The sequence below is a fragment of the Mesorhizobium sp. BAC0120 genome, from assembly GCF_033542235.1.
Classification (GTDB): Bacteria; Pseudomonadota; Alphaproteobacteria; order Rhizobiales; family Rhizobiaceae; genus JAWRCU01.
Map to the genome: position 1 here is coordinate 17,282 of NZ_JAWRCU010000032.1, position 12,893 is coordinate 30,174.

At 58.4% G+C, this 12,893-nt stretch carries 21 protein-coding genes and 1 pseudogene; 20 read left to right on the forward strand and 2 right to left on the reverse strand.

All coding sequences use genetic code 11. The features are described 5' to 3' along the window. Window positions 1–262 precede the first annotated feature (262 nt). From SAZ10_RS32670 to SAZ10_RS32685, 4 genes are all read left to right on the forward strand, one after another. Entirely contained in the window at window positions 263–436 is a 174-nt protein-coding gene (locus SAZ10_RS32670; protein WP_318613730.1) for a CsbD family protein, read from the forward strand. A gap of 11 nt (window positions 437–447) precedes the next feature. After that, on the forward strand, window positions 448–594 hold the full coding sequence (locus SAZ10_RS32675) for a hypothetical protein (RefSeq protein ID WP_318613731.1): 147 nt from the start codon (window positions 448–450) through the stop codon (window positions 592–594). A gap of 82 nt (window positions 595–676) precedes the next feature. Beyond that, complete coding sequence (locus SAZ10_RS32680) at window positions 677–841, forward strand: DUF3309 family protein (protein WP_318613732.1); 165 nt, start codon at window positions 677–679, stop codon at window positions 839–841. Window positions 842–1,305: 464 nt separating this feature from the next. Continuing rightward, window positions 1,306–1,917 carry an ATP-binding cassette domain-containing protein gene (locus SAZ10_RS32685; RefSeq protein ID WP_318613733.1) on the forward strand — a complete coding sequence of 204 codons (612 nt, stop codon included), beginning with the start codon at window positions 1,306–1,308 and terminating at the stop codon, window positions 1,915–1,917. On the opposite strand, the gene SAZ10_RS32690 is transcribed toward SAZ10_RS32685, so the two are convergent. Then, a complete protein-coding gene (locus SAZ10_RS32690) occupies window positions 1,852–2,052 on the reverse strand; it encodes a hypothetical protein (protein WP_318613750.1) in 201 nt (66 codons plus the stop codon). The genes SAZ10_RS32685 and SAZ10_RS32690 overlap by 66 nt on opposite strands. Window positions 2,053–2,359: 307 nt before the next feature. Between SAZ10_RS32690 and SAZ10_RS32695 the strand changes: the two genes are divergently transcribed. The 16 genes and pseudogenes from SAZ10_RS32695 (at window position 2,360) to SAZ10_RS32770 (ending at window position 12,329) form a co-directional block, all read left to right on the forward strand. Next, on the forward strand, window positions 2,360–3,055 hold the full coding sequence (locus SAZ10_RS32695; RefSeq protein WP_318613734.1) for a VIT family protein: 696 nt from the start codon (window positions 2,360–2,362) through the stop codon (window positions 3,053–3,055). Between the two features lie 542 nt (window positions 3,056–3,597). Continuing rightward, complete coding sequence (locus SAZ10_RS32700) at window positions 3,598–3,864, forward strand: hypothetical protein (RefSeq protein WP_318613735.1); 267 nt, start codon at window positions 3,598–3,600, stop codon at window positions 3,862–3,864. A 227-nt stretch (window positions 3,865–4,091) separates the two neighbouring features. Beyond that, window positions 4,092–4,687, forward strand: a pseudogene (locus SAZ10_RS32705) (transglutaminase-like domain-containing protein); the annotation flags it as partial. Window positions 4,688–5,614: 927 nt separating this feature from the next. Beyond that, window positions 5,615–6,289: a DUF1003 domain-containing protein gene (locus SAZ10_RS32710; protein WP_318613736.1), complete on the forward strand. Its 675-nt coding sequence runs from the start codon at window positions 5,615–5,617 to the stop codon at window positions 6,287–6,289. 57 nt (window positions 6,290–6,346) lie between these two features. Then, entirely contained in the window at window positions 6,347–6,637 is a 291-nt protein-coding gene (locus tag SAZ10_RS32715) for a helix-turn-helix transcriptional regulator (RefSeq protein ID WP_318613737.1), read from the forward strand. A 421-nt stretch (window positions 6,638–7,058) separates the two neighbouring features. Then, window positions 7,059–7,391, forward strand: coding sequence for a hypothetical protein (locus tag SAZ10_RS32720; protein WP_318613738.1), 333 nt, complete (start codon window positions 7,059–7,061; stop codon window positions 7,389–7,391). Window positions 7,392–7,500: 109 nt separating this feature from the next. Then, window positions 7,501–7,656, forward strand: coding sequence for a hypothetical protein (locus tag SAZ10_RS32725; RefSeq protein ID WP_318613740.1), 156 nt, complete (start codon window positions 7,501–7,503; stop codon window positions 7,654–7,656). Window positions 7,657–8,478: 822 nt separating this feature from the next. Beyond that, window positions 8,479–8,661: a CsbD family protein gene (locus SAZ10_RS32730; RefSeq protein ID WP_318613741.1), complete on the forward strand. Its 183-nt coding sequence runs from the start codon at window positions 8,479–8,481 to the stop codon at window positions 8,659–8,661. After that, the gene (locus SAZ10_RS32735; RefSeq protein WP_318613749.1) at window positions 8,657–8,827 is read left to right on the forward strand and encodes a DUF3606 domain-containing protein; all 171 of its coding nucleotides are present in this window, start codon (window positions 8,657–8,659) and stop codon (window positions 8,825–8,827) included. The genes SAZ10_RS32730 and SAZ10_RS32735 overlap by 5 nt, the downstream gene beginning before the upstream one ends. Next, window positions 8,824–9,165: a hypothetical protein gene (locus SAZ10_RS32740; RefSeq protein WP_318613742.1), complete on the forward strand. Its 342-nt coding sequence runs from the start codon at window positions 8,824–8,826 to the stop codon at window positions 9,163–9,165. Before SAZ10_RS32735 ends, SAZ10_RS32740 begins: the two co-directional genes overlap by 4 nt. A gap of 55 nt (window positions 9,166–9,220) precedes the next feature. Beyond that, complete coding sequence (locus SAZ10_RS32745) at window positions 9,221–9,613, forward strand: hypothetical protein (protein ID WP_318613743.1); 393 nt, start codon at window positions 9,221–9,223, stop codon at window positions 9,611–9,613. A gap of 685 nt (window positions 9,614–10,298) precedes the next feature. Further along, window positions 10,299–10,469 (forward strand): hypothetical protein, encoded by a 171-nt coding sequence (locus SAZ10_RS32750; protein ID WP_318613744.1) that lies wholly within the window; start codon window positions 10,299–10,301, stop codon window positions 10,467–10,469. Between the two features lie 198 nt (window positions 10,470–10,667). Beyond that, the gene (locus tag SAZ10_RS32755) at window positions 10,668–10,874 is read left to right on the forward strand and encodes a cold-shock protein (protein ID WP_318613745.1); all 207 of its coding nucleotides are present in this window, start codon (window positions 10,668–10,670) and stop codon (window positions 10,872–10,874) included. Between the two features lie 124 nt (window positions 10,875–10,998). Continuing rightward, window positions 10,999–11,289 carry a hypothetical protein gene (locus tag SAZ10_RS32760; protein WP_318613746.1) on the forward strand — a complete coding sequence of 97 codons (291 nt, stop codon included), beginning with the start codon at window positions 10,999–11,001 and terminating at the stop codon, window positions 11,287–11,289. Between the two features lie 64 nt (window positions 11,290–11,353). Beyond that, a complete protein-coding gene (rpsU, locus tag SAZ10_RS32765; RefSeq protein WP_318613747.1) occupies window positions 11,354–11,611 on the forward strand; it encodes a 30S ribosomal protein S21 in 258 nt (85 codons plus the stop codon). A gap of 466 nt (window positions 11,612–12,077) precedes the next feature. Next, window positions 12,078–12,329, forward strand: a complete 252-nt coding sequence (locus tag SAZ10_RS32770) for a DUF6894 family protein (RefSeq protein WP_318613748.1) — start codon at window positions 12,078–12,080, stop codon at window positions 12,327–12,329. Between the two features lie 177 nt (window positions 12,330–12,506). On the opposite strand, the gene SAZ10_RS32775 is transcribed toward SAZ10_RS32770, so the two are convergent. Then, window positions 12,507–12,752: a hypothetical protein gene (locus tag SAZ10_RS32775; RefSeq protein WP_318613008.1), complete on the reverse strand. Its 246-nt coding sequence runs from the start codon at window positions 12,750–12,752 to the stop codon at window positions 12,507–12,509. Window positions 12,753–12,893 lie beyond the last annotated feature (141 nt).

Genomic DNA, 12,893 nt, shown 5'->3' on the forward strand with positions numbered 1-12,893 from the left:
GAATTTGATGCACCGGTCGTGGCGCGACGGCCGTGCTCGCCGGCAAGAAGCTCCGCGTCGCAGCGGTTTATGATCGGCTCCGCCGAATTCACCGTGCTGCAGAATATGGCGATGGCCGCTGGTTTCTGCGCAGCACTATGATCGGCTGGGGAGACCAGCGCGATCGCGGTTGATTCAAATCAACGCAATCGAGCAGCCTTTCGGTTTGCACCAAGCTCTGTCCGCCCTATCCGGCGGGTTGCTTATTTGGAGGGAGAGGAACATGGACAAAGACCGGGTCATCGGATCGGCAAAGGTAATAAAGGGGAAGATCAAGGAGGCTGTCGGCAAGGTGGTCGGCGATGCCAAGCTTGAAGGCGAAGGAAAGGCTGACGAGATCGAAGGAAAGGTGCAGAATGCTGTCGGCGGCCTTAAGGACGTGATAAAGGGAAAATAGGCGGCGCCCCCATGAATCAGAACGTTCTTTACCTGGTCATCGGCGTTCTAGTCGTAGCTGCCTTGGTCTTAGCCTATGAACTCTACCAAGAGCGGCAGACGACGGCAGGCATCCAGATTGACGTCGGTAAAAGCGGGGTTTCCATCGAGACAAAGTGAGAGTTGTTTCCGTCGGATTTCTTAGCAATTGTAGACCGTCACGTGCATTCATCAGGTTTAACGGTATGCAAAGAGGGATAAGATGTCTATCGGACTAGTTCTTATTGTCATTCTGATCATATTCTTGCTTGGAGGGTTCAGTGGGCGCTTCGGCGGCTATGGTTACGGCTACGGGCATGGGGGCATTGGGGTTGTCGGCATCATCCTGATCGTCCTCCTTGTCCTGGTACTGATGGGACGGATTTGATCTGAGCAGCTAGAGTTCTATTCTCGCTGTCCCTCTCTCCGGGAGGTGCAGGGAGACGAAGTCGTGACGCGGGGCTACGTTCCCAGACTGTTTCGCAAATGGATGTGCGGCCGTGAAGAGTCGCGACCCGCAAGCATTGTTTCCCCCATGCGTAGTTTTTGGGGCCTGATGAGTGCCTACTGGCTTTCAGAAAGTTGACGCGAGGCCTGGGGACTGACACTAATCATCGTTGTCCTGACGGCAATGGCCGCGAAGGCCAGCGTCTGGTTCGCCGTGGCTTCGGGGGACCTGGTCAATGCGATAGCCTACTTCCACTATCCGAATACGTCGACCACGCTTACGTCCCTGCTGACCTCCGCGGCAACACTCGTTGCGATCTCGATTCTCAAAGACGCCTGCTTCATAGCAGTCCGCCACTTCTTCTCGACCACGCTACACCGCAAGTGGCGCGAGTGGCTCGACCGATGCTTCAACGAGGCCCTGCTCGACTCCAACCACACGCATTTTCATCTGCAGCATATTGCGTCCAAACCCTGCCGGATTCGGAAGGCGGCCGGGACGGACAAAGCTGGGACCGGCTTCTCTCCGGAGGCCAAAAGCAGAAGCTCGTCCTTGCCAGGATCCTACTGCTGCAACCAGGACTGCTATTCCTCGACGAGGCAACAAGCGCTCTCGACACGGAGGCGCTGTTTGCATACCAGCGGGCCATCAAGGGTCATTGCCCCGATACGACGGTGATCAGCGTCATGCACGATGTCTCGCCTCTACGACCAACGAGCGGCATTGAGTTCCTCGATAGCGTTCTTGCCATCGACAAAGGGGTGGCCATGAAGAAGTCCATCCGCGTGGCAGGAGGCGGGGTGGCCTTTTCTGCCCCGACGCTGGACGGCAGGCGCACCTACTGCGAGCTTGCTCAAGTTTTCCAAGCTAATGCTGTGTCGGTCAGCTCAGTGGGTCATTTGAGGTTGACGCTCTCGGCGAACGAAACCAACAGATGTCAGGCGCGGAACTCAGCGTTTGTCCGACTCAAGCTTCCTCACGTCCGCACGCGCGTCGGCGAGTCGGTGTTCGGCTGAGCGGATTTGCCCTATGAGTTTGGTCGCGAACTGACCGGTGTCGGCGTCGTAGCGCTCTTCCTCAGTTCGCAGCGCTTTCCTGGCTTCTTCGACGGCTTTGCCGGCTGTTTTCGATTTTAAGCTGCTCATGATCATGGATCCACCCAACCGTTCAGTCCTCTGCGCGGCAATGCTCAAAACTTGGAGACAATCGTCCGCTTGCCAATGCATCGAAACATGCGAGTCACTCGGGGGCATTGAGCCAGATCAATGTGAAACGCCCGCGCCGCAGCGATAAGGACAGCGGCTGCTCAAATAATGCTCGACGCAGTCGCCGGTGGCTGGTGTGAAATCAGGATTGACTTCGCTTCCCGCGGTTCGACCGGTCGTTCCGATACTCAAGTTGGAATTTCGAGCGTCGGTCGGCCACGAAGCTCGAAGGGCGCGTGATCCCGAGGAAGGCATGAGTCGTCTGCATACTGAAAATCATCTTGTCTCGCGCATCGGCTGGCTGCGCGCTGCCGTTCTTGGGGCAAATGACGGTATTGTCTCAACGGCCAGCTTGATTGTCGGCGTCGCCTCCGCGGCTGCGGGAAGTTCAGAAGTGCTGGTCGCCGGAATCGCGGGGCTGGTTGCGGGCGCGATGTCGATGGCCGCCGGCGAGTATGTTTCGGTCAGCTCTCAATCCGACACGGAAAACGCCGATCTCCAGAGAGAACGTCTGGAGCTTGCAACCCAACCTGAATTCGAGCGGGCTGAGCTCGCGGAGATCTATGTGAAGCGCGGGCTTGAACCGGAGCTTGCACGTCAGGTCGTCGAGCAGTTGATGGCGAAGGATGCACTTGCTGCGCACGCGCATGATGAGCTTGGTATCACCGAGATGACCACGGCCCGCCCAATCCAGGCAGCCCTGACATCGGCGGCTACATTTGCGGTCGGCGCGGCGATGCCCCTCGCCATGGTTCTAGTGTCGCCTGCCTCTATGCTGGTCTGGGTGGTATCGGCAGCGTCTCTGATCTTCCTCGCCCTGCTTGGTGCAGTCGGAGCAAAGGCTGGCGGGGCGAATGTCATGAAGGCAACGCTCCGTGTCACCTTCTGGGGAGCATTCGCGATGGCGCTGACCGCAGGCATCGGGGTTCTCGTAGGCACTGCTGTCTGATCAGCCAATGCGGGGAGCCCGAACGAACGCCTCTTCGTGCTCAATCACGTCTCTCGCAGGACAACGGCGCCGGCGGCCAGATCGTTAGTGTTCGAGGCGACCTCGTGCACCGTTTGTGCGCTTGTGTTCTCGAACGTGTCAGTTCGACCTACTCGGCGACGGTGACGCCGTCCTTGGTGATGCGCGGCGTGGCATAGATCTTGTCGATGACGACGTTGCGCCGCATTGGGCCGGCGTGGTCTTGACGGTGATATCTGCGCGAAAATAGAAATGGACAGAACCTCGTTGAAGCTCGATTGAAGCGCATATGAGGGGCTGGTTGATTGTGCCAATTTGGCTTTCGCGGTGTCAGAGGACCGCCGTTCATCACCGGATGCTCGCCAGCGAATGTATCGCACCGATCCGGGGCGGCATGTCGCTTCGTTCGAACGCTGGAATGAACGCTCGTGCTGACCACGGATTTACTAGCAGCACTCCGTTCGGCGGTTCGAGTGGGAACCATCCGGAATGCGCTGGTGCGTACTTGCTCGAGAATAGTAACTATGACCGGCCGCCGAACCACCCAAAAGGTCATTCGCTTCAAGTCGGCGTTTTGGCTGCCGGGATTCGACGCGCCGCAACCGCCCGGAGAATACCTTGTCGACTATGACGAGGAGCCGATCGAAGTGGCGAATCATATGGGGTGGCGGCGCGTGTCCACCTTCATCCACCTGCCGGCAATCTCCGCGAAGGGGGCGACTCAGCAGATGGTGACGGTCGACCCGACCTTCCTAGAAGACGCACTGAAAAAGGACCAGAGTGGACAATGAGCACCAAGGTGTACACGCAGCGGAACGCCGTCAGGTGCGAGGCCGCAACCGACGTTTTTGCAGTGGGCCAGACCGTTCGAAAGGCGGTTCTTCGCGGGCGACGCGCGCTAACAACGGACGCCGCTACATGCAGATCGGGAACGTCGGTCCGCGCAAAGCGTCTTCGGACGGCCGCCGGGACTCCTACACCTTGACCGTCGCGGATCTCCGCTGAAGCGCGGGTTCAAATGCTGATCCGCTACGGCTCCGAAATCACGTTGACCTGCCAGCAGCCGACAGCGCTGGTTTGCCTGCTGTCAGTACACGAGGACCGTGCAGCCGACATCCGCGTTCCGGAGACTGTATTCACCACGCCCCACGTTCCGACATCGACCTATCGCGATCTCTTTGGCAACCGATGCCTCCGGCTTGCCGCTTCGGTGGGTGACCTGACGATATGGGGCGATGCCACGATCGAGGACGACGTATGCCGGACGAGGTTGTCTCCGGCGCCCAGGAGCTGGCGGTGCCTGACTTGCCGGACGATTGCCTCGTCTATCTCATGGGCAGCCGCTATTGCGAGACCGACCGTCTCAGCCAGACGGTATGGGACCTGTTCGGCTCACTAGCACCCGGCTGGGGCCGCGTGCAGGCGATCTGCGACTGCGTCCACAACCACATACGCTTCGACTACATGCAGGCCCGATCAACGCGGACGGCCTTCGAGACATTCCACGAGCGCGTCGGAATCTGTCGCGATTTCGCGCATCTCGCTGTCACCTTCTGCCGCTGCCTCAATATCCCCGCGCGCTACGTGAACGGCCATCTCGGCGACATCGGCGTTGCACAGGACGCATTGGCCCTGCCGCCGGTCGAAATCCGACGTTGTGCCCAGTGCTTCGGTTATCTGAGCAGCTTGCGCGCTGGAGTAGAAATCTAGCTATTCGCAGATGCACCTGTTGGATACCATGTTCGGGTAATACCCAGTGACGAAATCGTTGATCCTGTTACCTATCGGCGACGAGATCTCCGATGCGTTGCGATACTCATGTAGGAGTTCGAGTCGCCCCGAACGAACGGTCGCCCTATCGCTGAGGTTCATGACCTGCTTCCTATTGCGCCACCTTCGCCGTCCCATCGCTCGAGAGCACTATCCATAGTCTTGTGCAGACCCACGTGATGCGAAAGGGCACTACGCAACTCGCTCTCCTTCGTCATGCCTTGCTCGAACCGCTGTATCAGTAGGCGTGCCGCAGCGGTTTCTCGATCCAAGTTGCGTATCAGTCCAGCTCCACGGACCTCGGAGAGCAACCGTTCGATCAGATTCATGTTGTCGGAAGTTAGATAGGTGGAAGACTGGTTGCCTTCCTGTCAGTCGGGGCTAGGGCACACGATGGTCACCCTGGTTCGGCAACGCCCGTATCAGATATTGCCGAGGGTTGCACTGTACGCCTTGTCGTTGCGGTATGCAACAACTTAAAATTGAATTGCCCCGTTTCCGCCCAGCGCCAGGCGAAACACTTCGGGAGAGATTTTTCGCTGTCCCTGGAGGGAACGGGACGCAGGCTCAACCCATGCGTGGGCAGAGATTTGCCTTCCCGGAGCCGGGGCCGGATTATCCTCTTCTCCGCTGCACCATAGCGCTGAATCGGCCAGACGGTGGGTCCGATCAAAACAGCGTCGAAAAGGCACCGCACTCTGGGCCTTCATGGTTTGCGATTGCAAGGCGAACGGAGCAGCTCCGGGTTAAATGATTGCGAGCAGGTCGGCCATGGATGATCAAGTACGACAACTAGCTGAACAGCTCTTAAAGACCGGCTTCGATCAGCTGTCAGATCGTGAACGCCGGGTGATCACCGGCGTCGCCAAGCGCACTCAGATCAGTCGTGACGCGAACCACGCCTTCGACGAAAACCTGACCGTCGGGGATCGCCTCGCCGATCGGGTTGCAACGTTCGGTGGCTCGTGGACGTTCATCACGATCTTCCTCGGTGTCCTCGTCGCGTGGACCCTGTTCAACAGCGTCGTCGTGGCTTGGTTCGCCGTGGCATTTGACCCTTACCCTTACATCTTCCTCAACCTCATCCTTTCGATGCTGGCCGCGCCGCAAGCGCCGATCATTATGATGTCGCAGAACCGTCAGGCCGTCCGCGATCGCGTGGCAGCTGGCCTCGACTATGAGGTCAACCTGAAGGCGGAACTCGAAATCATGGCTCTGCACGAGAAGCTGGACCAAATCCGCATTGAAGGCTGCGCGCTTCGTCATGGACGGCGAACTTGTCATCCCCGGCCAGTCCTTCGAGACATCGCAGCTTCGCCTTCGACCGGCAGCGAGCCGGATCGCCGAACTGTCGGGCAAGTTACCGGCGCGGCTGGTCGTGTTCGATCTTTTGGCCGACGACAGCGGCTAGATCGTTGCCAAACCCTCTCGGAGCGGCTGGCATGAAATGCCGCAACGGCGTTATTTAAACGGCTAGTAGTCCCCACCACAAAGTATCCCAGCATGGCTGATGGCGGCGACAGCTTGGAAGACATAGGACGGTGCATTCGCGACCTGCGCGAAGCGATGGGCTACGACAAAGCGAGTCTTTTCGCTGAATTCATGGGTTGGCCGCCGCCGCAGCTCTCGAACTACGAAACCGGCCAGAAGCGACCTGAAGTCAGCATGGCCATCCAGCTATGCAGAAATACCCATGTGACGCTTAACTGGATCCATGTGACGCTTAACTGGATATATGAGGTGAACCCGCGGGCCTCCGCTGGATATTGCAAATCTTATCCAGGATCACCTTGACCGGAAGCGAGCGGCTTCGGCATAGGCCTGATAGGCATTGCGCTCCGCAGTATGCGGTTCAGCGCGTTTACCCTTGGAGCTTCGCCTGCCAAATTCTGTGGTGCGCCGGACTAACATTGTGGTCATGAGCCAAAGGGCCGTCGGCGATGCTGCGCGCCGGCGGAAAGCCGCGTTTTGTTTAGTTTGCCCTCGTCGGTCTTTGGTGACATGATCCCATTGCCGGCTTAGGCCAGCGAGCGATGAAGCGCTCGCCCGTCACAGCGGAACGCCAGTGCAGAGCTTGACAGCACCCTTTGAGGGTCCGTTCAACAGCGCCAGATGCGTTTCGCACAGCGGCAGCGCCAAATCGAAACAGGGGCGACCGGAATATCCGATCGCCTCTTTTTGTTCCAGCCTTCGGGCACTGTTGCGCGTCCTTGCCATGTCTCCCGATCTGTTATTGAAGGGAATAGTCATGGAAATGCCTATTGCGGTCATTGTGCAGGTGATTGCGGGTATTCTCGGTGGCCAAGCAATAGGTACGGCATTCCAGCAGGAGGCGATGAGCCAATTGCCGAAGATCATTAGCGGTGCGGTGGGCGGCGTTGCCGGTGGATCGTTTCTCGGCAGTCTTTTCGGCGGCGCGGCTGGCGCTGATCCGGCTGCGGGCGGCGCCCTCGGCGGCATTCTGGGCAATATCATCGGCGGTGCTGGCGGCGGCGCGATCTTGACGGCCATCGCCGCCGCAGTGATGAACGCAATGCGCAATAGGTGACTTCGCGACTAAGACGCTTGGTTCAAGAACGAAATCGCAGCACCGAGTTTGCGGAGCGACCAGCCGTGGGATCGCCGGATATATCGGGTTCGAGGGGGATATCTACCCAATGCCTTCCGAAACCTTTGACGACGTCGCCGACCATCTTCCCCGTTTCCTTGCAGAAGTCTACAACAAATGCAGGCTCCATTCGGCGCTCGGATATCTGAGCCTGCAGCAGTCCGAGGATCGCCATATCCGGCAGACTGGCAAAGCCGCGGTTTGATCAATGTCCACCCTCGGAGGCGCATTCTAGATCAGAGGGTATGATCCAGCCGCACCGGAAGAGTCCGCGCCTCTCTTTACCGCAAGCTCATCTGCAATGGCCTGCCTGAGGTCGCCCACCACCTCTTCAAGCTCCTGGATTGGCACTCCGTATTTTCTAGCTGCTGTGACGCAGCGCCTCACGAGACCTGTCAAAGTCATCCGCGGGCTTAAGGCTCGCTCAACTATGTTGGCCTGAAATCACTCATCGAGGAATTCCTCAGCACGTATCGACATTGCCCTAATCCAGCCTGGGCCGGCGGCAAGGTTCTAGGCATCGACTACAGCCAGGATCGCGTTGACGGCGTCCGCGGCGATCCAGTTGCAGCGAAGCTTCGCGCCATGCATGAGCTGAGGCGCTGCCGCGAGCTCATCGGCCGGCGGGGGGTCGAAACCCTTGAGGCTTTATGCGGAGCAGGCAAGGCGCTCACGCATATTCACGTCCCGAGCCTAGCCAAGAAATGGCAGCCAGATCTACAACGTCAAGAAGCGCCATCGATGATCGCGCTCTTCATTGCCAGCTCGGCCGAGGCTTCGACCATCATGTTTCCTCGACCAGTCGGCGCGGCGCCTCGTAGGTAATTGTTCCGAAACACCGCTTCGGCGTTTCGTCTCCCAGGCTAAGGCACCGAGGAACACGTCGCTGATTGTTGAGTTGAAGTGTTGGTCGGCGCAAGTCCGCCGAGCGTCCTCTGGTCCAGGTGCTGGGCATCTCGTTTCTTCGCAGGCTCCGGAACTTTTCGGCTGCCGTGCATGTTGTCCTTCACCAATGATGGAGACAACCATGCACAAGGATGAAGTGAAGGGCTCTGCCAAGAAGCTGCGCGGCGACGCCAAGGACAAGGTCGGCAAAGCGACCGGAGACGATAATCTTCGCGCCGCGGGCAAGGCCGACAAGGCTGAAGGCAGCATTCAAAAGGGCGTCGGCAAGGTCAAAGACAAGGTCCGGGACGCTCTAAAGGATTGATGGCGACGGGTGCGACCGTGACAGGGTCGCACCCGGTGACGATTATGAAGTAGACCATCTAATCAGGAAAACGGGAGTCAGCCGGGCCGAGGCCATAGGGCTGATCCATCAATTCGGCAACGACCGCAAGACGCTGGAGAAGGAAGCGAAGAAGCTGCATCGATGACGGATACCAAAGCGCAGATTGCGTTCGAACTCGTCAATGCCCTGCGGCGGCTGGGCGCGAAGCAAGACTTGCTAGAGCCCCTCGGCAGCTATCACGACACGATGGAAGATGAAGGCGTCATGCGTCGCCTGTGGAAGCGCAACGAGGCACTGGGTCTGGGCGGCGATCGCCTGGGCACTCCTGATGTAGAAGGCGGCATCCAGCAGGAGATCATGATCGCAGCGCGGGGCCTCGATGCGCCAACCGAGTTGTTGCGCATCATCGACAGCTGGGGCGGCGGCCAGGCGGACGAAGAGGTTTTGCGGCTGCTGCGGAAATGGAACCAGCGGGAGCGCTGAAGCCAAATGATACGGCACGAAAATAAAACACACTCGCCATGAACTTAACGGTATAATGCCCAAAGATGTGCGACTTTGTGAGGACAGATTCCTGCAACCGAAAAGATTATTTGCAACGCGCATCGAAGTCAAAATTTTAAAGAAATCGGAGCTCAATTTTTTAAAAACTCAAAGGAGTACTTCATTGATTAAGAATAATTCAACAACGGCGACCGCAGGGCAAGCTCGGTTTGCAGAGAGGCAGAAAAGAGCCGCTGACCGAATGCAGGCGACCGCCGAGTACGTGTCCGAGGCAAAGGTAAGGGCTGCAAAGACAGCCAGGTTGCGAGAAATGCGGCTTGCCAATGAAGAAGCCCAACGCACGGCCGAGGCTTTGAAACCTGTAGAGACAAAGACGAAGCGTGTAGCGCGAAGCGCCAAAGCCAAGACGGTCGCCTCCAGCGGATAGTCCGGAGAGTCCCGTTGGTGAGATCAACTTCGGAACGATCAAGCCTCAGCACTTCGCCCGATTGCAGATCCGAGTTCGCCAACAATCCAATGATGGTCGGTTTGTCGAGGTCATCGACGGCCTGGACGCCGCTGTCGCTCTCCGCGGCAAACTCCGATATGCTTGCCAAAAGGCGTTGGAGCCGTAGATGCATTTTCTCGTCGTCCGGGTGAACACACGATCTGACACGGGATTTTGGGTACAGGCCGGCGATGCCCATGAAGCGAGGCTACTGGTGTCGCTCAATGTTCCTGGAATGGAGAATGCTGTCAGCCAGATATTCGCGAGCTGCGAACGGGATGACAGCTGTTCGCCGGGATATGGCACGATAACCGGCGGTGCCGGTCAGTCCTATACCATTACAAGGCGGCGACCCAAGAAGCCTCACCGGACCTAAGGGCACAATGCAGCCCTTCGGGAGGATAGCGTGCTTCCGACGATTCAAGCCGGAATGTGTTCCGGCCGACGCGAAAACTTAACCGGGCGAGCAAGCCAGGAAGCCGACCGCTCGCGGCCCTTTTAAAGGGCAGGGGGTTGCTCAACGGGCAACAGGCGCTAATTGTCTTGCGATCGGACGCAATGCGCGTTGGCGCGTCCGGCTGAGAGATGTGATGTGCTCCCGCCGCAACAGCCCGGAGCACACCTCATGTTCTCGATTGCCCCCGATTCACTCGACTTGTTTGAGCGTGCGCATGACGCGATTGAAACCGCGAAGCGTCTGAAGGAAGAGCGGCGTTTGCTGATTGAGCGTTGGTCTAGTCGTCGCGGGGAACCTATAAAAGATCAACCCGAGCGGCAGGCGTCTTCAAAGGGTTGAAATTCAAACTGATCCACTATTCTCATGCGCCTTGATCGGAACGCAATTGAGGCGTAGGCAAAGCTAGTCGTTGGTTTGGCCGATCTTGGCTTCTCGCGGTGTCAGAGACTTCGACCCGCCACTTTTTCCAGATTTGCGATGATAGAAGCGTGCGCGGCCGACGCCGTGCGCGTAACTCATCTTTCAATTGGATATGTGATGGTTACCGGATCGGTTAAGTTCTACAACGGCACGAAAGGTTTCGGCTTCATTCGGCCGATGGACGGAAGCGCAGACGTTTTCGTCCATGTCAGTGCGCTGGAGCGCGCGGGGCTCAACAGCCTCGTCGAAGGCCAGCAGGTTGAGTTCGATCTCGAGCGCGACCAGAAGGGTCGCAGCGCCGTGGGCAAACTTCGCCTGCTTTGATCCGGCTCACCTGCGGCGCTGACCACGAATGTGCTGGCAGGTCGCATTTCACCGGAGTTTAAGCGATTAGCGAAATCGGGAAGCGAGACGAACCTGCTCCCCACTTTCTTGCGAAAGAACGGATGTGCTCACACGTACACGACGCTTCATCGCTCACTTCTCTGCACCGTTCAGGCTGGCAGGTGTAGAAGGGCTGCAACCTGCGGGAGCCTATGCTCTGGACCAGAAGGAAGAACTGTTCCCAGGCCATTTTCGCGTTGCCTATCGGCGCGTAGGAATGTTCATGCACCTCCCCGCCACCTCTGCGGGCCATTGGACAATTCACCTTGTTCCAGTTGAAGCCTCGGAAATCGAGTCTGCGATTCTGCAGGATCTCGAGCAGCGCGACGACATCGACGGAACACATGGTCGCTGACCGGCGACGGGTACACCGACATGGCCAAAATTGAGCGGGTCTCTCCGCAATATGAGGATGAAGCATGCAGGTTTTGGTAAGAGACAACAATGTCGAACAAGCCCTCAGGGTGCTGAAGAAAAAGCTCCAGCGCGAGGGCCTGTTCCGGGAGATGAAAGCACGGCGCGCCTACGAAAAGCCGTCCGAGAAACGAAACAGGGAAAAGGCCGAAGCCGTGCGGCGTTCTCGAAAGCTCGCGCGCAAGCAGGCGCAACGGGACGGGCTGCTGCCTGCGCCGAAAAAGAGAGTGCCTCTAACGAGGCCTTCGCGTCCACCAGCGTGATCTATGTGCCGTTATTTGCGGCAGATTCTGTAAGGCGTACGGGAAGGATGAGGACCATGTTCAACTTTTGGAAAAAGCACCGGTCGGCCAAGTCGCTTCCCGTGCCGGCACAGCCATATGCGACCAGGCCCCGAATTTCGCCCGAAGCAGCAGCTGCAAAGCGCAGAGCAGCTGACACAGACGGGACACTTCGGCGAATGCGTCAGACGGTGGAAGACAACAGACTGCTTTGACGGCCCTTCCATGCGTGGAATTGCTGTAAGGCTCCCATCAAGGAGAAGGTCAGCTGGGCTGGCAGACACTGCAATGCGAAGGCGGCTTCGGCCTCTGCGAACTCCACGAAATCATTTGATGGAACCCGACTGCCAAATAGGCGATTGACATTCGTCACTGCTCACCGACACATAGGGCCGCAGACGACGGGGTGAGATGTGCGCCCCCGCCCGATCTTTGAAAGAGCAGCGTCTTGCCACGCTACTACTTCCACATTCACGACGGCGAGGCTTCTCCCGACCTGGTAGGGACCGAGCTTGCCAATGATGCTGCTGCGCGTGAGGAGGCGATTGTCACCACCGGCGCCGTGCTCAGGGACTCTGGCAGTAGATTCTGGAATAATCAGGACTGGTCGATGCGGGTCGAAACTGAAGCGGGCGTCACCGTCTGCGAGCTGCGGGTCTCCGGCAAGCGATCCATGATCGAACCGCGACGTAGAGCCTGACCGTTGCTGCACCAGCATCGAGGCATTCCGCAAGGCGATGTCCTCGGGTCGGGAAGATGGCACAGTGGTCTCCTCCTCTCACTTTCGCAGATGAGAAGGCAGACAGGCGCGCTGCGCAGGGCCTAGAAAAACTGGAAGCGGAATAGCGGCGAAGCCGGACCGCCGCTTTGTCGTGAGCTATCGGTGGGAGCGCTCCTCGCGCAGAGCCTTCCCGACGCTGTTCTGTTCCTCCCCGACGTCGGGACGGTTCAGCGTGACCGTGCAGCGGATCAGGAAATTCCAGTCGGGACCGTGCTCGATGATGAGGTGAAGGTCCGATATCTCCTCGAAATAGTGCTCGATGCTCTTCGGGTCTTTGTCGGTGCGATATTCGATGACCGCCTTCCAGCGCTTGTCACCATGCAGCGAGACGACGTTGCTCATTCCGTTTCCGTGGTCGGCCACCGGGCCGACTAAATTAGAAGGTGATGCTGGTCAGGACGACCACAGAAGCGTGCCGACCAAAGGGATGACCACCCAGACGGTCGGATCCGCGTTCCGGCGGGCGAGATAGCGCATACGAGT

Bases quoted from the DNA above. Each gene is read 5' to 3' on its own strand.
- SAZ10_RS32670 (WP_318613730.1), top strand. From the start codon at position 263: ATGGACAAAGACCGGGTCATCGGATCGGCAAAGGTAATAAAGGGGAAG.
- SAZ10_RS32675 (WP_318613731.1), top strand. From the start codon at position 448: ATGAATCAGAACGTTCTTTACCTGGTCATCGGCGTTCTAGTCGTAGCT.
- SAZ10_RS32680 (WP_318613732.1), top strand. From the start codon at position 677: ATGTCTATCGGACTAGTTCTTATTGTCATTCTGATCATATTCTTGCTT.
- SAZ10_RS32685 (WP_318613733.1), top strand. From the start codon at position 1,306: ATGCTTCAACGAGGCCCTGCTCGACTCCAACCACACGCATTTTCATCT.
- SAZ10_RS32690 (WP_318613750.1), bottom strand. From the start codon at position 2,052: ATGATCATGAGCAGCTTAAAATCGAAAACAGCCGGCAAAGCCGTCGAA.
- SAZ10_RS32695 (WP_318613734.1), top strand. From the start codon at position 2,360: ATGAGTCGTCTGCATACTGAAAATCATCTTGTCTCGCGCATCGGCTGG.
- SAZ10_RS32700 (WP_318613735.1), top strand. From the start codon at position 3,598: ATGACCGGCCGCCGAACCACCCAAAAGGTCATTCGCTTCAAGTCGGCG.
- SAZ10_RS32710 (WP_318613736.1), top strand. From the start codon at position 5,615: ATGGATGATCAAGTACGACAACTAGCTGAACAGCTCTTAAAGACCGGC.
- SAZ10_RS32715 (WP_318613737.1), top strand. From the start codon at position 6,347: ATGGCTGATGGCGGCGACAGCTTGGAAGACATAGGACGGTGCATTCGC.
- SAZ10_RS32720 (WP_318613738.1), top strand. From the start codon at position 7,059: ATGTCTCCCGATCTGTTATTGAAGGGAATAGTCATGGAAATGCCTATT.
- SAZ10_RS32725 (WP_318613740.1), top strand. From the start codon at position 7,501: ATGCCTTCCGAAACCTTTGACGACGTCGCCGACCATCTTCCCCGTTTC.
- SAZ10_RS32730 (WP_318613741.1), top strand. From the start codon at position 8,479: ATGCACAAGGATGAAGTGAAGGGCTCTGCCAAGAAGCTGCGCGGCGAC.
- SAZ10_RS32740 (WP_318613742.1), top strand. From the start codon at position 8,824: ATGACGGATACCAAAGCGCAGATTGCGTTCGAACTCGTCAATGCCCTG.
- SAZ10_RS32745 (WP_318613743.1), top strand. From the start codon at position 9,221: ATGCCCAAAGATGTGCGACTTTGTGAGGACAGATTCCTGCAACCGAAA.
- SAZ10_RS32750 (WP_318613744.1), top strand. From the start codon at position 10,299: ATGTTCTCGATTGCCCCCGATTCACTCGACTTGTTTGAGCGTGCGCAT.
- SAZ10_RS32755 (WP_318613745.1), top strand. From the start codon at position 10,668: ATGGTTACCGGATCGGTTAAGTTCTACAACGGCACGAAAGGTTTCGGC.
- rpsU (WP_318613747.1), top strand. From the start codon at position 11,354: ATGCAGGTTTTGGTAAGAGACAACAATGTCGAACAAGCCCTCAGGGTG.
- SAZ10_RS32775 (WP_318613008.1), bottom strand. From the start codon at position 12,752: ATGAGCAACGTCGTCTCGCTGCATGGTGACAAGCGCTGGAAGGCGGTC.